The organism is Pseudomonas sp. RIT-To-2 (assembly GCF_029623465.1).
Taxonomy (GTDB): Bacteria; Pseudomonadota; Gammaproteobacteria; order Pseudomonadales; family Pseudomonadaceae; genus Aquipseudomonas; species Aquipseudomonas silvicola.
In genome coordinates this window covers 77,156-91,252 of the sequence record NZ_JAPYKM010000011.1, presented here as the reverse complement: position 1 = coordinate 91,252, position 14,097 = coordinate 77,156, and the positions used below count along the sequence as shown (strand labels likewise).

At 63.5% G+C, this 14,097-nt stretch carries 11 protein-coding genes and 6 tRNA genes; 15 read left to right on the top strand and 2 right to left on the bottom strand.

What is annotated here, in order from left to right; genetic code table 11:
• The first annotated feature begins 135 nt into the window (after positions 1-135).
• The 10 genes from QBK88_RS12460 (at position 136) to QBK88_RS12415 (ending at position 3,995) form a co-directional block, all read left to right on the top strand.
• Positions 136-211: transfer RNA gene (locus QBK88_RS12460), tRNA-Ala, on the top strand.
• 71 nt (positions 212-282) lie between these two features.
• Positions 283-358, top strand: a tRNA-Glu gene (locus QBK88_RS12455).
• A gap of 53 nt (positions 359-411) precedes the next feature.
• Positions 412-487: transfer RNA gene (locus QBK88_RS12450), tRNA-Ala, on the top strand.
• A gap of 43 nt (positions 488-530) precedes the next feature.
• Positions 531-606 (top strand) — tRNA-Glu (locus tag QBK88_RS12445).
• A 108-nt stretch (positions 607-714) separates the two neighbouring features.
• Positions 715-790, top strand: a tRNA-Ala gene (locus QBK88_RS12440).
• A gap of 43 nt (positions 791-833) precedes the next feature.
• Positions 834-909 (top strand) — tRNA-Glu (locus QBK88_RS12435).
• Between the two features lie 184 nt (positions 910-1,093).
• Positions 1,094-1,633 (top strand): TetR/AcrR family transcriptional regulator, encoded by a 540-nt coding sequence (locus QBK88_RS12430; protein ID WP_277962268.1) that lies wholly within the window; start codon positions 1,094-1,096, stop codon positions 1,631-1,633.
• Between the two features lie 16 nt (positions 1,634-1,649).
• The gene (locus QBK88_RS12425; RefSeq protein WP_277962267.1) at positions 1,650-2,477 is read left to right on the top strand and encodes an alpha/beta fold hydrolase; all 828 of its coding nucleotides are present in this window, start codon (positions 1,650-1,652) and stop codon (positions 2,475-2,477) included.
• Positions 2,478-2,525: 48 nt separating this feature from the next.
• Positions 2,526-2,963 carry an acyl-CoA thioesterase gene (locus tag QBK88_RS12420; RefSeq protein ID WP_268144466.1) on the top strand — a complete coding sequence of 146 codons (438 nt, stop codon included), beginning with the start codon at positions 2,526-2,528 and terminating at the stop codon, positions 2,961-2,963.
• A 72-nt stretch (positions 2,964-3,035) separates the two neighbouring features.
• Positions 3,036-3,995, top strand: a complete 960-nt coding sequence (locus tag QBK88_RS12415; RefSeq protein ID WP_277962266.1) for a tRNA dihydrouridine synthase — start codon at positions 3,036-3,038, stop codon at positions 3,993-3,995.
• A 28-nt stretch (positions 3,996-4,023) separates the two neighbouring features.
• On the opposite strand, the gene QBK88_RS12410 is transcribed toward QBK88_RS12415, so the two are convergent.
• Complete coding sequence (locus QBK88_RS12410; RefSeq protein ID WP_277962265.1) at positions 4,024-7,308, bottom strand: PAS domain S-box protein; 3,285 nt, start codon at positions 7,306-7,308, stop codon at positions 4,024-4,026.
• A 56-nt stretch (positions 7,309-7,364) separates the two neighbouring features.
• Entirely contained in the window at positions 7,365-8,249 is an 885-nt protein-coding gene (locus QBK88_RS12405; protein WP_277962264.1) for a LysR family transcriptional regulator, read from the bottom strand.
• 131 nt (positions 8,250-8,380) lie between these two features.
• On the opposite strand from QBK88_RS12405, the gene leuC reads away from it, so the two are divergent.
• From leuC to QBK88_RS12380, 5 genes are all read left to right on the top strand, one after another.
• The gene (gene leuC, locus QBK88_RS12400) at positions 8,381-9,814 is read left to right on the top strand and encodes a 3-isopropylmalate dehydratase large subunit (RefSeq protein ID WP_176570128.1); all 1,434 of its coding nucleotides are present in this window, start codon (positions 8,381-8,383) and stop codon (positions 9,812-9,814) included.
• Complete coding sequence (leuD, locus tag QBK88_RS12395) at positions 9,811-10,452, top strand: 3-isopropylmalate dehydratase small subunit (RefSeq protein ID WP_277962263.1); 642 nt, start codon at positions 9,811-9,813, stop codon at positions 10,450-10,452. The genes leuC and leuD overlap by 4 nt, the downstream gene beginning before the upstream one ends.
• 104 nt (positions 10,453-10,556) lie before the next feature.
• Positions 10,557-11,639 carry a 3-isopropylmalate dehydrogenase gene (gene leuB / locus QBK88_RS12390; protein WP_277962262.1) on the top strand — a complete coding sequence of 361 codons (1,083 nt, stop codon included), beginning with the start codon at positions 10,557-10,559 and terminating at the stop codon, positions 11,637-11,639.
• Between the two features lie 57 nt (positions 11,640-11,696).
• Entirely contained in the window at positions 11,697-12,809 is a 1,113-nt protein-coding gene (gene asd, locus QBK88_RS12385) for an aspartate-semialdehyde dehydrogenase (protein WP_158154325.1), read from the top strand.
• Between the two features lie 159 nt (positions 12,810-12,968).
• Positions 12,969-13,970 (top strand): aspartate-semialdehyde dehydrogenase, encoded by a 1,002-nt coding sequence (locus QBK88_RS12380; protein WP_277962261.1) that lies wholly within the window; start codon positions 12,969-12,971, stop codon positions 13,968-13,970.
• Positions 13,971-14,097: the final 127 nt, after the last annotated feature.

Genomic DNA, 14,097 nt, shown 5'->3' with positions numbered 1-14,097 from the left:
CGTCGGTAAGTGGTTGTATTGCTGGAAAAAATTTTTGAAAATTTTCAAAAATAAGTTTGACAGCCCTTCGATCCGGTCTTAATATGCGCCCCGTCCACACAGCAACACGCAGAACTGCGAAGCGCTGAAGATTGTGGGGCTATAGCTCAGCTGGGAGAGCGCTTGCATGGCATGCAAGAGGTCAACGGTTCGATCCCGTTTAGCTCCACCACATTCCAGGCCTGAAGTCGTTGTTTGACTTCGGTCAGATCAGATCCAGACTGATCTTGGTAAGAAGGTTTTGTCCCCTTCGTCTAGTGGCCTAGGACACCGCCCTTTCACGGCGGTAACAGGGGTTCGAGTCCCCTAGGGGACGCCAGTTTCACAGAAGCTTCGCTGGTACAGGCAGCTCCGTCGCAAGACGAAAAATTTGGGGCTATAGCTCAGCTGGGAGAGCGCTTGCATGGCATGCAAGAGGTCAACGGTTCGATCCCGTTTAGCTCCACCAATTTGCCAGGGTTCGTGAAAACGGACTTGCTCGAAGGTTTTGCGTCCCCTTCGTCTAGTGGCCTAGGACACCGCCCTTTCACGGCGGTAACAGGGGTTCGAGTCCCCTAGGGGACGCCACGATTTACCCGCTCTGCGGGATTTGAGGCTCATTCGCATATTGGATGAGCCTTTTGTTTTTAAGTGGCGACGCCTGTATCGGTTGCTCCGTCGCAAGACGCTAAATTTGGGGCTATAGCTCAGCTGGGAGAGCGCTTGCATGGCATGCAAGAGGTCAACGGTTCGATCCCGTTTAGCTCCACCAATTTGCCAGGGTTCGTGAAAACGGACTTGCTCGAAGGTTTTGCGTCCCCTTCGTCTAGTGGCCTAGGACACCGCCCTTTCACGGCGGTAACAGGGGTTCGAGTCCCCTAGGGGACGCCACGATTACCCGCTCTGCGGGATTTTTAAGGCTCATTCACTGGTTGAATGGGCCTTTTGTTTGTCTGGCGTTTCACTTTTCCCACGCTCCTGTTCCTGAACACCCTGACCAGCGGTCAGCGGCATCGCTTGCGTAAAAATATTACAAGCATAATATTACCTCCATCATATTCGGAGGTGCCCGGTGATGCTCGACAAGAAAGCTCAGAGCCGTGAACGCATTCTGGAAGCGGCGCGCAAGGCCATGATCCAGCGTGGCGTCGCCGACCCCAGTGTCAGTGAAGTGATGGGGGCAGCCGGCATGACCGTGGGTGGCTTCTATGCGCATTTCGACAGCAAGGACGCCTTGATGCTGGAAGCCTTCAGCCAGTTGCTGGGTGAGCGCCGCGCCCTGTTCGACCAGGTTGACCCCAGCCTGTCGGCACCGGAGCGTCGAGCCTTGATGGCGACGTATTACCTGTCTCGCAAGCACCGCGATGCCGAAGACCGCGCCTGCCCGCTGCCGACTGCGCTGGCGGAAATGGGCCGCCTGCCCGAGGCGTTTCGCAGCGTGCTGACCGAGCACGTGGAACTGCTGGTGGCGCAACTCGCCGACCGCCCCGAAGACACCGATACCGCCCTGGCTGACCTTGCCTTGATGATCGGCGGCCTGGCCCTGGGCCGAGCCTTGGGCCCCGGTGATTTGTCCGACCGTATTCTGCGCGCCGCCAAGGCCGCTGTGCGCTGAGCCCAGGAGTGCTGCCATGACCACCCTCAACTGGATTCGCGGCGTCAACCGTACCCTCGGGCACCTGGCCCCCCAGCACGCGGCCGCGCGCATGCGACTGGCGTTCATGCAGCCACGTACAGTGCCGCCCCGTGACTGGGAGTTGCCGTTGCTGGCCCGTGCCGAGCGCATCACCTTGCGCTTCGGGCTCTCGGTGCTGCGCTGGGGCCAGGGCCCCACGGTGCTGCTGATGCACGGATGGGAAGGGCGGCCTACCCAGTTCGCCGCCCTGACCGAGGCGTTGTTGCTGGCGGGCTACAGCGTGGTGGCCCTGGAAGGCCCTGGGCATGGGCGGTCGCGTGGCAGCCAGGCCCATGTGGTGCTGTTCGCCCACGCGCTGCTGGAGGCTGCCGCGGAGCTGCCGCCATTGCGCGCGGTGGTGGGCCACTCCATGGGTGGCGCCGCCGCGTTGCTGGCCAGCCAGTGGGGTTTGAAGGCCGAGGCACTGGTGACGGTCGCGGCGCCGGCGCGGATTCTCGGCATGCTGCGCAATTTCGCCGCCCATGTCGGCTTGCCGGCCCGTGCCCGCTCGGCGTTCATTCGCCAGGTGGAAGGCATTGTCGGCCTGCCGGCCGCGCACCTGGACGTCAGCCGCTATCAGCTGGAAATGCCTGGGCTGGTGGTGCACGCCGAAAACGATCCGCTGGTGCCGGTGGCCGAGGCGCGCGCCATTCACCAAGCCTGGTTCGACAGCCGCCTGCTGGTGCTACCCGAAGGCGGGCACCAGCGGTTGCTGGCCGATCCAGGCCTTATCCAGGGCGTGCTGGGCCTGCTCAGCGGGCAGTGGGTGCGCCAATCGGCGTGAGGGTGCGCTAGACTGGCCCCTGCCTATCAAGCAGGAGCGAGAACGCGCATGAACTGGGACCTGGCTACGCCCTTTGTGATCGACCTGAGTGTCGGTGCCGACGATATCGATGGACTCGGGCATGCCAACAATGCCGTCTACGTGACGTGGCTGGAACGGTGCGCCTGGCGCCATTCCCAGCGCCTGGGCCTGGACCTGAGCGAATACCGGCGCCTGGACCGTGCCATGGCCGTGGTGCGCCACGAGATCGACTACCTGGCAGCGGCCTATGAAAGCGATGAGCTGCAGTTGGGCACCTGGATTGTCGAGTCGGATCAGAAATTGAAGATGACCCGGCGCTTCCAGCTGATTCGCCCGCGTGATGGGGTGACGTTGCTGCGTGCCCACACCACGTTCTGCTGTATCGAGTTGTCCAGCGGCAAGCCCAAGCGCATGCCACCCGAGTTCATCGACGGCTATGGGCCGGCGGTGCTGCGCCAGGCGTGAGAGCATGAAGCGGGCAGCGCCGATCTCCGCTACAATGGCGCTCTTTTTTCATCCCTCCCCCCGAGATTCCCCATGCACATTGCCCTGGCCCCCATGGAAGGCCTGGTCGACAACATCCTGCGTGACGTGCTGACCCGTGTCGGCGGTATCGACTGGTGTGTCACCGAGTTCATTCGCGTCAACGATATGCTCCTGCCACCTGCGGTCTTCCACAAGATGGCCCCGGAACTGGCCGACGGCTGCGTGACGCCGGCAGGCACCCAGATGCGCGTGCAGTTGCTGGGTTCGGACCCTGCGTGCCTGGCCGACAACGCTGCGCTGGCCGTCAGCCTGGGGGCGCCGGTGATCGACCTGAACTTCGGTTGCCCGGCCAAGACCGTGAACAAGTCCCGGGGCGGGGCGGTATTGCTCAAGGAACCCGAGCTGCTGCACAGCATCCTGTGCGAAGTACGCCGGGCCGTGCCAGCGCACATTCCGGTGACCGCCAAGATGCGCCTGGGCTTCGACAGCCCCGACGGCGCCCTGGTGTGCGCCGAAGCACTGGCCGAGGGCGGCGCCGAGGTGCTGGTGGTGCATGCGCGCACCAAGGTCGACGGCTACAAGCCGCCGGCCCACTGGGAGTGGGTGGCGCGGGTGCGAGATGTGGTCAAGGTGCCGGTCTATGCCAACGGTGAAGTCTGGACCGTCGACGACTGGCGCCGTTGCCGCGAGATCAGCGGTGTGCCCGACATCATGCTCGGCCGGGGCCTGGTCTCGCGCCCGGACCTGGCCCGGCAGATCGCCGCCGCCCAGGCTGGTATCGAGCTGGCGCCCATGACCTGGGCAGAACTGATGCCGCTGTTGCAGGAATTCTGGCGCCAGGCAGTTCGCGACCTGACCCCCCGCCAGGCGCCTGGGCGATTGAAGCAGTGGCTGGCCATGCTCACCCGCACCTTCCCCGAGGCCGTGGAGCTGTTCACCCTGGTGCGGCGCGAAACCGATTGCGACCGGGTAGGGCAATTGCTGGGCGTGCAGGCGCTGGAAGCCGCCTGAACAAGGCTGGCGAGAAGGCTGCGCAGCATCACCCATCAATCAACATCTGTCGAAACTCCGCCACCGGCAACGGCCGGCTGTGCAGGTAGCCCTGGTACAGATGGCACCCCAGGCGTTCCAGGAACTCCAACTGCTCCGACAGCTCCACGCCCTCGGCGATCACGCTCAGTTCCAGGCTGCGGGCCATGGCGACGATGGCGCGCACGATCTCCGCGTCATTGGGGTCCTGGGGGGCGTCGCGGACGAATGACTGGTCGATCTTCAAGGCGTCCACCGGCAGGCGCTTGAGGTAGGTCAGCGATGAGTAGCCGGTGCCGAAGTCGTCCATGGCAAAACTGACCCCCAGTTTCTTCAGGCTGCGCATCTTGTTGATGGTGTCTTCCAGGTTCTGGATGACAATGCCCTCGGTGATCTCCAGGGTCAGCAGCGAGCAGGGCAGGTGGTGCTGGTTCAGGCTGCGCTCTACACGCTGGACGAAGTCGTTCTGGCGGAATTGGCGTGGGCTGATGTTCACGCACAGGGCAAACTCCGCAGGGTCGATCAGGCCCTCGTGCAGCAATTGCGCACACGTGCGGCAGGCTTCGTCGAGAATCCAGCTGCCCACCTCCAGGATCAGGCCGCTTTCTTCCAGTACCCGGATGAACTGGGCCGGTGATTGCTGGCCCAGCAGCGGGTGATGCCAGCGCAACAGCACCTCGGCGCCGACGATACGGTCCTCACGGGCGTCCACCTGGGGCTGGAAGTTCAGGCTCAGTTCGCCCCGGGCCAGGGCCATGCGCAGGTCGTTCTCCATTTGCAGGCGTTCGCTGGCGGCCTTCTGCATGCTGTTGTGAAACAACTGGGTGGTGTTGCGGCCCGAGTCCTTGGCGCGGTAGAGGGCGATATCGGCGCGCTTGAGCAGGTCGGCCGGGGTGCTGCCATGGTCCGGGATCAGCGCCACGCCGATGCTGGGCGTGACCTGCAGGCGCTGACCGTCCAGGGACATGGGTTCGGCGAGCAGTTCGCGCAAGGTGTCGGCCAGTTCGCGCACCTGGGCAGTGACTTCGGCACGGTTGCCCTCCAGGCCGGTCAGCAGTACCACGAACTCGTCGCCGCCCAGCCGCGCCACGGTGTCTTCCAGGCGCACGCTGGCCTCCAGGCGTGCGGTTATGATCTTCAGCACGGTGTCGCCCACCGGGTGGCCCAGGGAGTCGTTGATGTGCTTGAAGTGGTCCAGGTCCAGGAACAGCAGGGCACCGCGCAGGTTGTGGCGCTTGAGCAGGGCTATCTGCTGGCTCAACCGGTCCATCAGCAACGCGCGGTTGGGCAGGTTGGTCAGGGGGTCGTGGTAGGCCAGGTGGCGGATCTGGGCCTGGGCGTTCTTGAGCTGGCTGACGTCGCGGGCGTTGAGCAACAGGCAGGGGGTTTCATTGAGGGTGATGGGCTCGATGGACACTTCCAGGGTCAAGGCCTCGCCCTGTTTGTTGCGCCCGATCAGCTCGCGGTGGTGCACCCGGCCATGGTCTTCCAGCTCGTCCAGCAGCAGTGCATGCTGGCGCGGATCGGCCCAGAACCCGATATCGTCCACACTGCGCCCCAGCACTTCGTCGACGCTGTAGCCGGTCAGACGGCAGAAGCCATCGTTTACCTCCAGGTAGCGGCCGCTGTCGCGCTCGGCGATGGTGATGGCGTCCGGGCTTGAGTGAAAGGCCTTGGCGAATTTCTCCTCGCTGCTCTTGAGCGCCGCTTCAGCCCGTTGCTGCTGGGTGATATCGCGCAGCGTGGTCACCACGCAGGGTTGGTTGTCGACCCTGATCAGGCGGCTGGAGATCAGGCACGTCAGCAGTTGGCCGTTCTTGTGCATCACCTGCACGGCCACATTGTTCAGTGCCCGCTCGCGTATCACCTCCTCGATGCGCAGCAGGCGTTCGGCACTGTCCACCCAGAAGCCCAGTTCATCGGGCCCGGCGCTCATCAGTTCGTCGGCGGTCCAGCCGAAGGTCTGGGTGAAGCTGGGGTTGATCTCGATGAACTGGCCGCTGTCCTGCAGCGTCACGCAGATGGGGTCGGTACTGGCCTGGAACAGGCTGGCGAATTTCTCTTCGGAACTGGCCAGGCGCTGTTCCCGTTCCACCTGTTCGGTGATGTCCAGCAGGGTGCCGGCCATGCGCAGGGGTTGGCCGTTTTCGTCGCGGTACAGGCGCGCACGGCTTTCCAGGTAGCGCGAACCGCCATTGTCCAGCGCGATACGGTAGGTGATCTGATAATTGCCCGCCGGGCCCTCGCGCAGGCTGCGGTAGGCCTGGCGCATGCTGTTGCGTTCGTCGTCCGGCACCCCTTCGAAAAAAGCCTCGAAAGACTCATGGAAGGGCTCCGCCGGCAGGCCGTGCAACTGCGCGGCGCGGGCCGAGCCATAGAGCATGCCGCTGGGAATGTGCCAGTCCCAGGTGCCCAGTTGCGCAGAGTCCAGGGCCAGGTCCAGGCGTTCCTGGCTGTCCTTGAGGGCCTGTTCGGCGCGTTTGCTGTCACTGGTATCGATAAAGGTGCTGAGCAGGTAGCTGACGCCGTCCAGCTCGATGTTCTGGGTGCACAGGATGCCGTCGTGCACCTGGCCGGAGCTGGCGCACAGTTGCACTTCCATGTTCACCGGCTCGAAGGTATGGCGCGAGATCTCCAGCAAACGCCGCCGTTGGTCGGGGTTCGCCCACAGCCCCAGCTCCACGGTGGTCTTGTTGATGATCTGGGCCGCTGACCAGCCCAGGATTTTTTCGAAGTGCTGGTTCACCTCATGAATCAGCCCGTCGTTTCGGCGGGTCAGCAGCACCACGTTGGGGCTGAGGTGAAAGAGAGTGGCGAAGCGTTTTTCCGAGTTGATCAGCGCGGTTTCCCGGTCGCGCTGGCGGGTGATCTCGCGGATCACCCCGACCATGCGTGCATGCCCGTCCTTGCCGGTCACGAGGCTGCCGTTTATCTCCAGCCAGTGCAGGCTGCCGTCCGACCAGCGGATGCGGTGGCGCATGGCCTGCTCGATGGGCTCGCCGCGCAATACGGCCTGAAAGGCCTGCACCGTGCGGTTGCGGTCTTCCTCGGGCAGCAGGTCCAGGTAGTCCATGTCGTTGGGCAGCGGCTGGTGCGGGTCGAACCCGAACAGCGCCTGGGTGCCCCGCGACCAGCTGACCTGGCCGGTTTCGATGTCCCAGAACCAGGCACCCAGGTGCGCGCCGTTGAGGGCGGCCAGCAATTGCGGGGCGCTTTCCCAGGTCTGCTCGGATTCCTGAGGGTCGGCCGCATGGATACGCGGCAAGCGCGGAAAGCGTGATGCTGACTTGGGCATGGACCAGACCTTTGGCGAATAAGGCTTCCTTAAGGTAGACCTTTTGCGCGCACCCGCTAGCCGCTGACGGCGCTGCCCTGTGCATCAAGCAGTGCCATGAAGGCCCGTGCGGCATTGGACAGCGTTCTTTCGGTGTGCACGATGTAGCCTAGCTGGCGACTGAGCTGTATGCCCGCCAATGGAATACTGCGTACCTGGTCATCGAGCATGGTGCGCGGCAGCACGCTCCAGGCCAGGCCGATGGACACCATCATCTTGATGGTTTCCATGTAGTTGGTGCTCATGGCGATGTTGGCCGTCAGGCCCCGGGCCTCGAACAGGCGCTGAACGATATGGTGGGTAAAGGTGTTGCCGCCGGGGAATACCGCCGGGTGGTGAGCGATGTCGGCCAGGGTGACCGCGCCGTTGAGGGCCAGGGGGTGCTCGGGGGCCACCACGAAGTCCAGCGGGTCGTCCCATACCGGCGCAGCGCGCACCAGGTGGTGGGGTTCCGGAGCCAGGGTGATGACCGCCAGCTCGGCCCGGCCATGGAGGATTTCTTCGTAGGCCACCTCCGAGTCCAGAAACTGGATGTCCAGTGCCACCGCGGGGTACTGGCGGGTGAACGCCCTCAGTACCGGCGGCAGGCGGTGCAGGCCGATGTGGTGGCTGGTCGCCAGGGTCAGGCGGCCGCTGACCTCGCCCGTCAGGTTGGTCAGCGCCCGGCGGGTATCGTCCAGCACGTTGAGAATCTGGTATGCGCGTGGCAGCAGGGCGCGCCCGGCCTCCGTCAGGCTGACTTCCCGCCCCAGGCGGTCGAACAGGCGTACATTGAGTTGTTGCTCAAGCCCTGCGATGCGTTTGCTGATGGCCGGCTGGGTCAGGTGAAGGCGTTCGCCGGCCCCGGAAAAGCTGCCGGTTTCGGCGATGGCGAGGAAAGCATTGAGGTTGGCCAGGTCCATCCAGTCGGATTCCTATTGGTTATCCAAAGCATGAAAATTATGAATTTGAGTAATCCAATGTAACCCCTTAGCATTCGCCCTACAAGCCAAGCGGTTATTGGCATAGAAAAGATACTGATGAGGAAAGTCTGATGGCCGGCAAAACGCTCTACGACAAGCTCTGGGACTCGCATTTGGTCAAGCAGCGCGACGACGGTTCGGCGCTGATCTACATTGATCGTCACATCATCCATGAAGTGACCTCGCCCCAGGCTTTCGAAGGTCTGCGCCTGGCCGGTCGCAAGCCATGGCGCATTGACGCCAACATCGCCACCCCTGACCACAACGTCCCGACCACGCCAGAGCGCAAGGGCGGCATCGACGCCATCGTTGACCAGGTGTCGCGCCTGCAGGTGCAGACCCTGGACGACAACTGCGACGAGTACGGCATCACCGAGTTCAAGATGAACGACGTGCGCCAGGGCATCGTCCACGTCATCAGCCCGGAGCAGGGCGCGACCTTGCCGGGCATGACCGTGGTCTGCGGTGACTCGCACACCTCCACCCACGGCGCCTTCGGGGCCTTGGCCCACGGTATCGGCACCTCGGAAGTGGAGCACGTGCTGGCCACCCAGTGCCTGGTGGCCAAAAAGATGAAGAACATGCTGGTGCGTGTCGAAGGCAAGCTGCCGTTCGGCGTCACCGCCAAGGACATCGTGCTGGCCGTGATCGGCAAGATCGGTACCGCCGGCGGCAATGGCCACGCCATGGAGTTCGCGGGCAGCGCCATCCGCGACCTGTCGGTGGAAGGCCGCATGACCATCTGCAACATGTCCATCGAGGCGGGCGCCCGCGTGGGCCTGGTGGCGGCGGACGAGAAGACCATCGCCTATGTCGAAGGCCGCCCGTTCGCGCCAAAAGGCGAGAACTGGGCCAAGGCGGTTGAAGCCTGGAAAGACCTGGTCTCCGATGCCGACGCCGTGTTCGACACCGTGGTGGAACTGGATGCCGCGCAGATCAAGCCGCAAGTGAGCTGGGGCACCTCGCCGGAAATGGTATTGGCCGTTGACCAGAACGTGCCTGACCCGGCCCAGGAAGCCGACCTGGTCAAGCGTGGCTCCATCGAGCGCGCTTTGAAGTACATGGGTCTGAGCGCCAACCAGGCGATCACTGATATCCAGCTGGACCGCGTGTTCATTGGTTCGTGCACCAACTCGCGCATCGAAGACCTGCGTTCGGCCGCCGAAATCGCCAAGGGCCGCAAGGTGGCCGCGACCATCAAGCAGGCCATCGTGGTCCCGGGCTCGGGCCTGGTCAAAGAGCAGGCCGAGAAGGAAGGCCTGGACAAGATCTTCATCGAAGCGGGCTTCGAATGGCGTGAACCGGGCTGCTCCATGTGCCTGGCCATGAACCCCGACCGCCTGGAGTCGGGCGAGCATTGCGCGTCCACCTCCAACCGCAACTTCGAAGGCCGTCAGGGCGCCGGTGGCCGTACCCACCTGGTCAGCCCGGCCATGGCTGCCGCTGCCGCGGTGACCGGCCGTTTCATCGATGTCCGTGAATTGATCCAAGGGAGCGCAGCATGAAAGCCTTTACCCAGCACACTGGCCTCGTAGCGCCATTGGACCGTGCCAACGTCGACACCGACCAGATCATTCCCAAGCAATTCCTGAAGTCGATCAAACGCACCGGTTTCGGCCCCAACCTGTTCGACGAGTGGCGTTACCTGGACGTGGGCCAACCGTACCAGGACAACTCCAAGCGCCCGCTGAACAAGGAGTTCGTGCTCAACCACGACCGTTATCAAGGCGCCAGCGTGCTGCTGGCCCGGGAGAACTTCGGCTGCGGTTCCAGCCGCGAGCACGCGCCGTGGGCGTTGGAAGAATACGGCTTTCGCACCATCATCGCGCCAAGCTACGCTGACATCTTCTTCAACAACAGCTTCAAGAACGGCCTGTTGCCGATCATCCTCGACGATGCCGACGTGGATGAGCTGTTCAAGCAAGTGGAAGCCAACCCTGGCTACCAGTTGACCATCGACCTGCAAGCCCAGACCGTCACCCGCGCTGACGGCAAGGTGCTGAGCTTCGAGATCGACGAATTCCGCAAGCACTGCTTGCTCAACGGCCTGGACGACATCGGCCTGACCCTGCAGGATGGCGACGCCATCGCGGCGTTCGAAAGCAAGCACCGCGCCAGCCAGCCCTGGTTGTTCCGCGGCTGAGTCGAGATTGGTAGGGGGCATTTGCGATCCCTGTGGGACCGGGCGAAGCTCGGGAAAGGCCCCCCGCAGCACTTACTGAATACACACAGCATCCCGAGGAAAGCATGAGCAAGCAGATTCTGATTCTCCCAGGCGACGGTATTGGCCCAGAAATCATGACCGAGGCGGTCAAGGTCCTGAACCTGGCCAACGACAAGTTCAACCTGGGCTTCGAACTGCAGCACGACGTGATCGGTGGCGCCGCCATCGACAAGCACGGCGTGCCCCTGGCCGACGAGACGCTGGAACTGGCGCGCAAGGCCGATGCCGTGCTGCTGGGTGCCGTGGGTGGCCCGAAATGGGACAAGATCGAGCGCGACATTCGCCCGGAGCGCGGCCTGCTGAAGATCCGCGCGCAACTGGGCCTGTTCGGCAACCTGCGCCCGGCCATTCTGTACCCGCAACTGGCCGACGCTTCCAGCCTGAAGCCGGAAATCGTCGCGGGCCTGGACATCCTCATCGTGCGTGAGCTGACCGGCGGTATCTACTTCGGCGCCCCGCGTGGCAGCCGCGAGCTGGAAAATGGCGAGCGCCAGGCGTATGACACCCTGCCGTACAGCGAGAGCGAAATTCGCCGCATTGCCCGCGTCGGTTTCGACATGGCTCGTGTGCGCGGCAAGAAGCTGTGCTCCGTGGACAAGGCCAACGTGCTGGCTTCCAGCCAACTGTGGCGCGAAGTGGTCGAGGAAGTGGCCAAGGACTACCCGGACATCGAGCTGAGCCACATGTACGTGGACAACGCCGCCATGCAACTGGTGCGCGCGCCCAAGCAGTTCGACGTGATCGTCACCGACAACATGTTCGGTGACATCCTGTCGGACGAGGCTTCCATGCTCACCGGCTCCATCGGCATGCTGCCGTCGGCGTCGCTGGATGCCAACAACAAGGGCATGTACGAGCCATGCCACGGTTCCGCCCCGGACATCGCCGGGCAGGGCATCGCCAACCCGTTGGCGACCATCCTGTCGGTTTCCATGATGCTGCGTTACAGCTTCAACCAGCAGGCTGCCGCCGACGCCATCGAGAAGGGCGTCAGCCTGGTTCTGGACCAGGGCCTGCGCACCGGCGACATCTGGTCGGCCGGCTGTGCCAAGGTCGGTACACAGGAAATGGGCGATGCAGTAGTCGCCGCGCTGCGGAATCTGTAATCTCTTGGGCCCGCTACAGCAGTAGCGGCCCACTTTTTTGTCAAAGGTGTAGTTGCGATGAAACGTGTAGGTCTGATCGGTTGGCGCGGTATGGTCGGTTCCGTGCTCATGCAGCGGATGCTGGAAGAGCAGGACTTCGATCTTATCGAGCCGGTGTTTTTCACCACTTCCAATGTCGGCGGCCAAGGCCCGGCGGTAGGCAAGGATATTGCCCCGCTCAAGGACGCCTATAGCATTGAAGAGTTGAAAACCCTCGACGTCATTCTGACCTGCCAGGGCGGCGACTACACCAGCGAGGTTTTCCCCAAGCTGCGTGAAGCCGGCTGGCAGGGCTACTGGATCGACGCCGCTTCCAGCCTGCGCATGCAGGATGACGCGGTCATCGTTCTGGACCCGGTCAACCGCAAGGTCATCGACCAACAGCTGGACGCCGGCACCAAGAACTACATCGGTGGCAACTGCACCGTCAGCCTGATGCTGATGGGCCTGGGCGGCCTGTTCGAAGCCGGCCTGGTGGAGTGGATGAGTGCCATGACCTACCAGGCGGCCTCGGGTGCCGGCGCGCAGAACATGCGTGAACTGATCAAGCAGATGGGCGCTACCCACGCCGCCGTCGCCGATGACCTGGCCAACCCGGCCAGCGCCATTCTGGACATCGACCGCAAGGTGGCCGAGGCCATGCGCAGCGAAGCCTACCCCACCGAAAACTTCGGTGTGCCGCTGGCTGGCAGCCTGATCCCGTGGATCGACAAGGAATTGCCCAACGGCCAGAGCCGCGAAGAGTGGAAGGCCCAGGCCGAGACCAACAAGATCCTGGGCCGCTTCAAGAGCCCGATCCCGGTCGACGGCATCTGCGTGCGCATCGGCGCCATGCGTTGCCACAGCCAGGCGCTGACCATCAAGCTGAACAAGGACGTGCCGCTGGCCGACATCGAAGGTCTGATCAGCCAGCACAACCCCTGGGTCAAGCTGGTGCCGAACCAGCGTGAGATCAGCATGCAGGAGCTGAGCCCGACGAAAGTCACCGGCACCCTCAACATCCCGGTCGGCCGCCTGCGCAAGCTGAACATGGGTTCCCAGTACCTGGGCGCGTTCACCGTGGGTGACCAGCTGCTGTGGGGCGCCGCGGAGCCGCTGCGTCGCATGTTGCGGATTCTGCTGGAACGGTGAGGTTTGGTCTGATGTGACAGGAAACCCGTGCCTTGGCGCGGGTTTTCTGGTTTTTGGGGGTTGTGCCTGGGCTTGAAGCCCAACCCACGATACCCAAGACAACCACCCCGATTCCCTATAAAGTCGCGCCCCCCTGCCCAATACCTCGAGGATCCCACCATGCCCCAGCCTTTCGATATCGCCATCATCGGCGCCACCGGTACCGTCGGCGAAACCCTGGTACAGGTACTCGAGGAACGCGATTTCCCCATCAAGGCCCTGCACCTGCTGGCCAGCATCGAATCCGCCGGTGCGTCGGTGCCTTACCGCGGCAAGAACGTGCGGGTGCGTGAAGTGGAACAATTCGACTTCAGCCAGGCGCGCATTGTCTTCTTCGCGGCGAGCCCAGCCGTGACGCGCAGCTTCGCGCCCCGCGCCACTGCCGCCGGTTGCACCGTCATCGACCTGTCCGGTGACCTGGCCGTGCCCCATGTGGTGCCAGAGGCCAACGCTCAGGTGCTGGCGACCCTCAAAGCTCCTGTGCAGGTAGCCAGCCCCAGCAGCAGCGCGGTGGCCCTGGCGCTGGTATTGGCGCCATTGCGTGAACAGCTGGGCCTGGTGCGGGTCAATGTCACCGTGGCCATGGCCGTGTCGGCGTTGGGCCGCGAGGCCGTCAGCGAACTGGCGCGCCAGACCGCCGAATTGCTCAACGCCAGGCCGCTGGAGCCGCGCTTCTTCGACCGCCAGGTGGCGTTCAACCTGCTGCCCCAGGTGGGCAAGGTGGACGCGCAGGGCCATGGGGCGCTGGAGCGGCGCCTGGTCAGCGAGCTGCGCGAGCTGCTTGAGCTGCCTTTGTTAAAGATTTCCGTGACTTGCGTTCAAGCTCCGGTGTTTTTTGGCGATAGCCTCACTGTGTCCGTGCAGACTGAAAAGCCGGTAGACCTGGTGGCGGTCAACGCCGCGCTGGACGGTGCCGAGGGCATCGAACTGGTGGAGGAGGGTGACTACCCGACGCCGGTGGGGGACGCAGTGGGCCAGGATGTGGTCTATGTTGGTCGCGTACGCGGTGGTATTGATGACCCCTGTGAACTCAACCTTTGGGCTACGCTCGATAACGTGCGCAAGGGCGCGGCGCTGAACGCCGTGCAATTGGCGGAGTTGTTGATAAAAGACCTGCTGTAAAAGATACTTGGCAACACTTTGCATAATGATTCAAGGCCCGGTGCCAGACGCCGTGGCCGATTGCTTGAGGTGAGCTGCCGTCGGGGGCTTGCTGGGGCAGATTCAAAGGTGACCGCGTGGTCACCGT

Bases quoted from the DNA above. Each gene is read 5' to 3' on its own strand.
- QBK88_RS12430 (WP_277962268.1), top strand. From the start codon at position 1,094: ATGCTCGACAAGAAAGCTCAGAGCCGTGAACGCATTCTGGAAGCGGCG.
- QBK88_RS12425 (WP_277962267.1), top strand. From the start codon at position 1,650: ATGACCACCCTCAACTGGATTCGCGGCGTCAACCGTACCCTCGGGCAC.
- QBK88_RS12420 (WP_268144466.1), top strand. From the start codon at position 2,526: ATGAACTGGGACCTGGCTACGCCCTTTGTGATCGACCTGAGTGTCGGT.
- QBK88_RS12415 (WP_277962266.1), top strand. From the start codon at position 3,036: ATGCACATTGCCCTGGCCCCCATGGAAGGCCTGGTCGACAACATCCTG.
- QBK88_RS12410 (WP_277962265.1), bottom strand. From the start codon at position 7,308: ATGCCCAAGTCAGCATCACGCTTTCCGCGCTTGCCGCGTATCCATGCG.
- QBK88_RS12405 (WP_277962264.1), bottom strand. From the start codon at position 8,249: ATGGACCTGGCCAACCTCAATGCTTTCCTCGCCATCGCCGAAACCGGC.
- leuC (WP_176570128.1), top strand. From the start codon at position 8,381: ATGGCCGGCAAAACGCTCTACGACAAGCTCTGGGACTCGCATTTGGTC.
- leuD (WP_277962263.1), top strand. From the start codon at position 9,811: ATGAAAGCCTTTACCCAGCACACTGGCCTCGTAGCGCCATTGGACCGT.
- leuB (WP_277962262.1), top strand. From the start codon at position 10,557: ATGAGCAAGCAGATTCTGATTCTCCCAGGCGACGGTATTGGCCCAGAA.
- asd (WP_158154325.1), top strand. From the start codon at position 11,697: ATGAAACGTGTAGGTCTGATCGGTTGGCGCGGTATGGTCGGTTCCGTG.
- QBK88_RS12380 (WP_277962261.1), top strand. From the start codon at position 12,969: ATGCCCCAGCCTTTCGATATCGCCATCATCGGCGCCACCGGTACCGTC.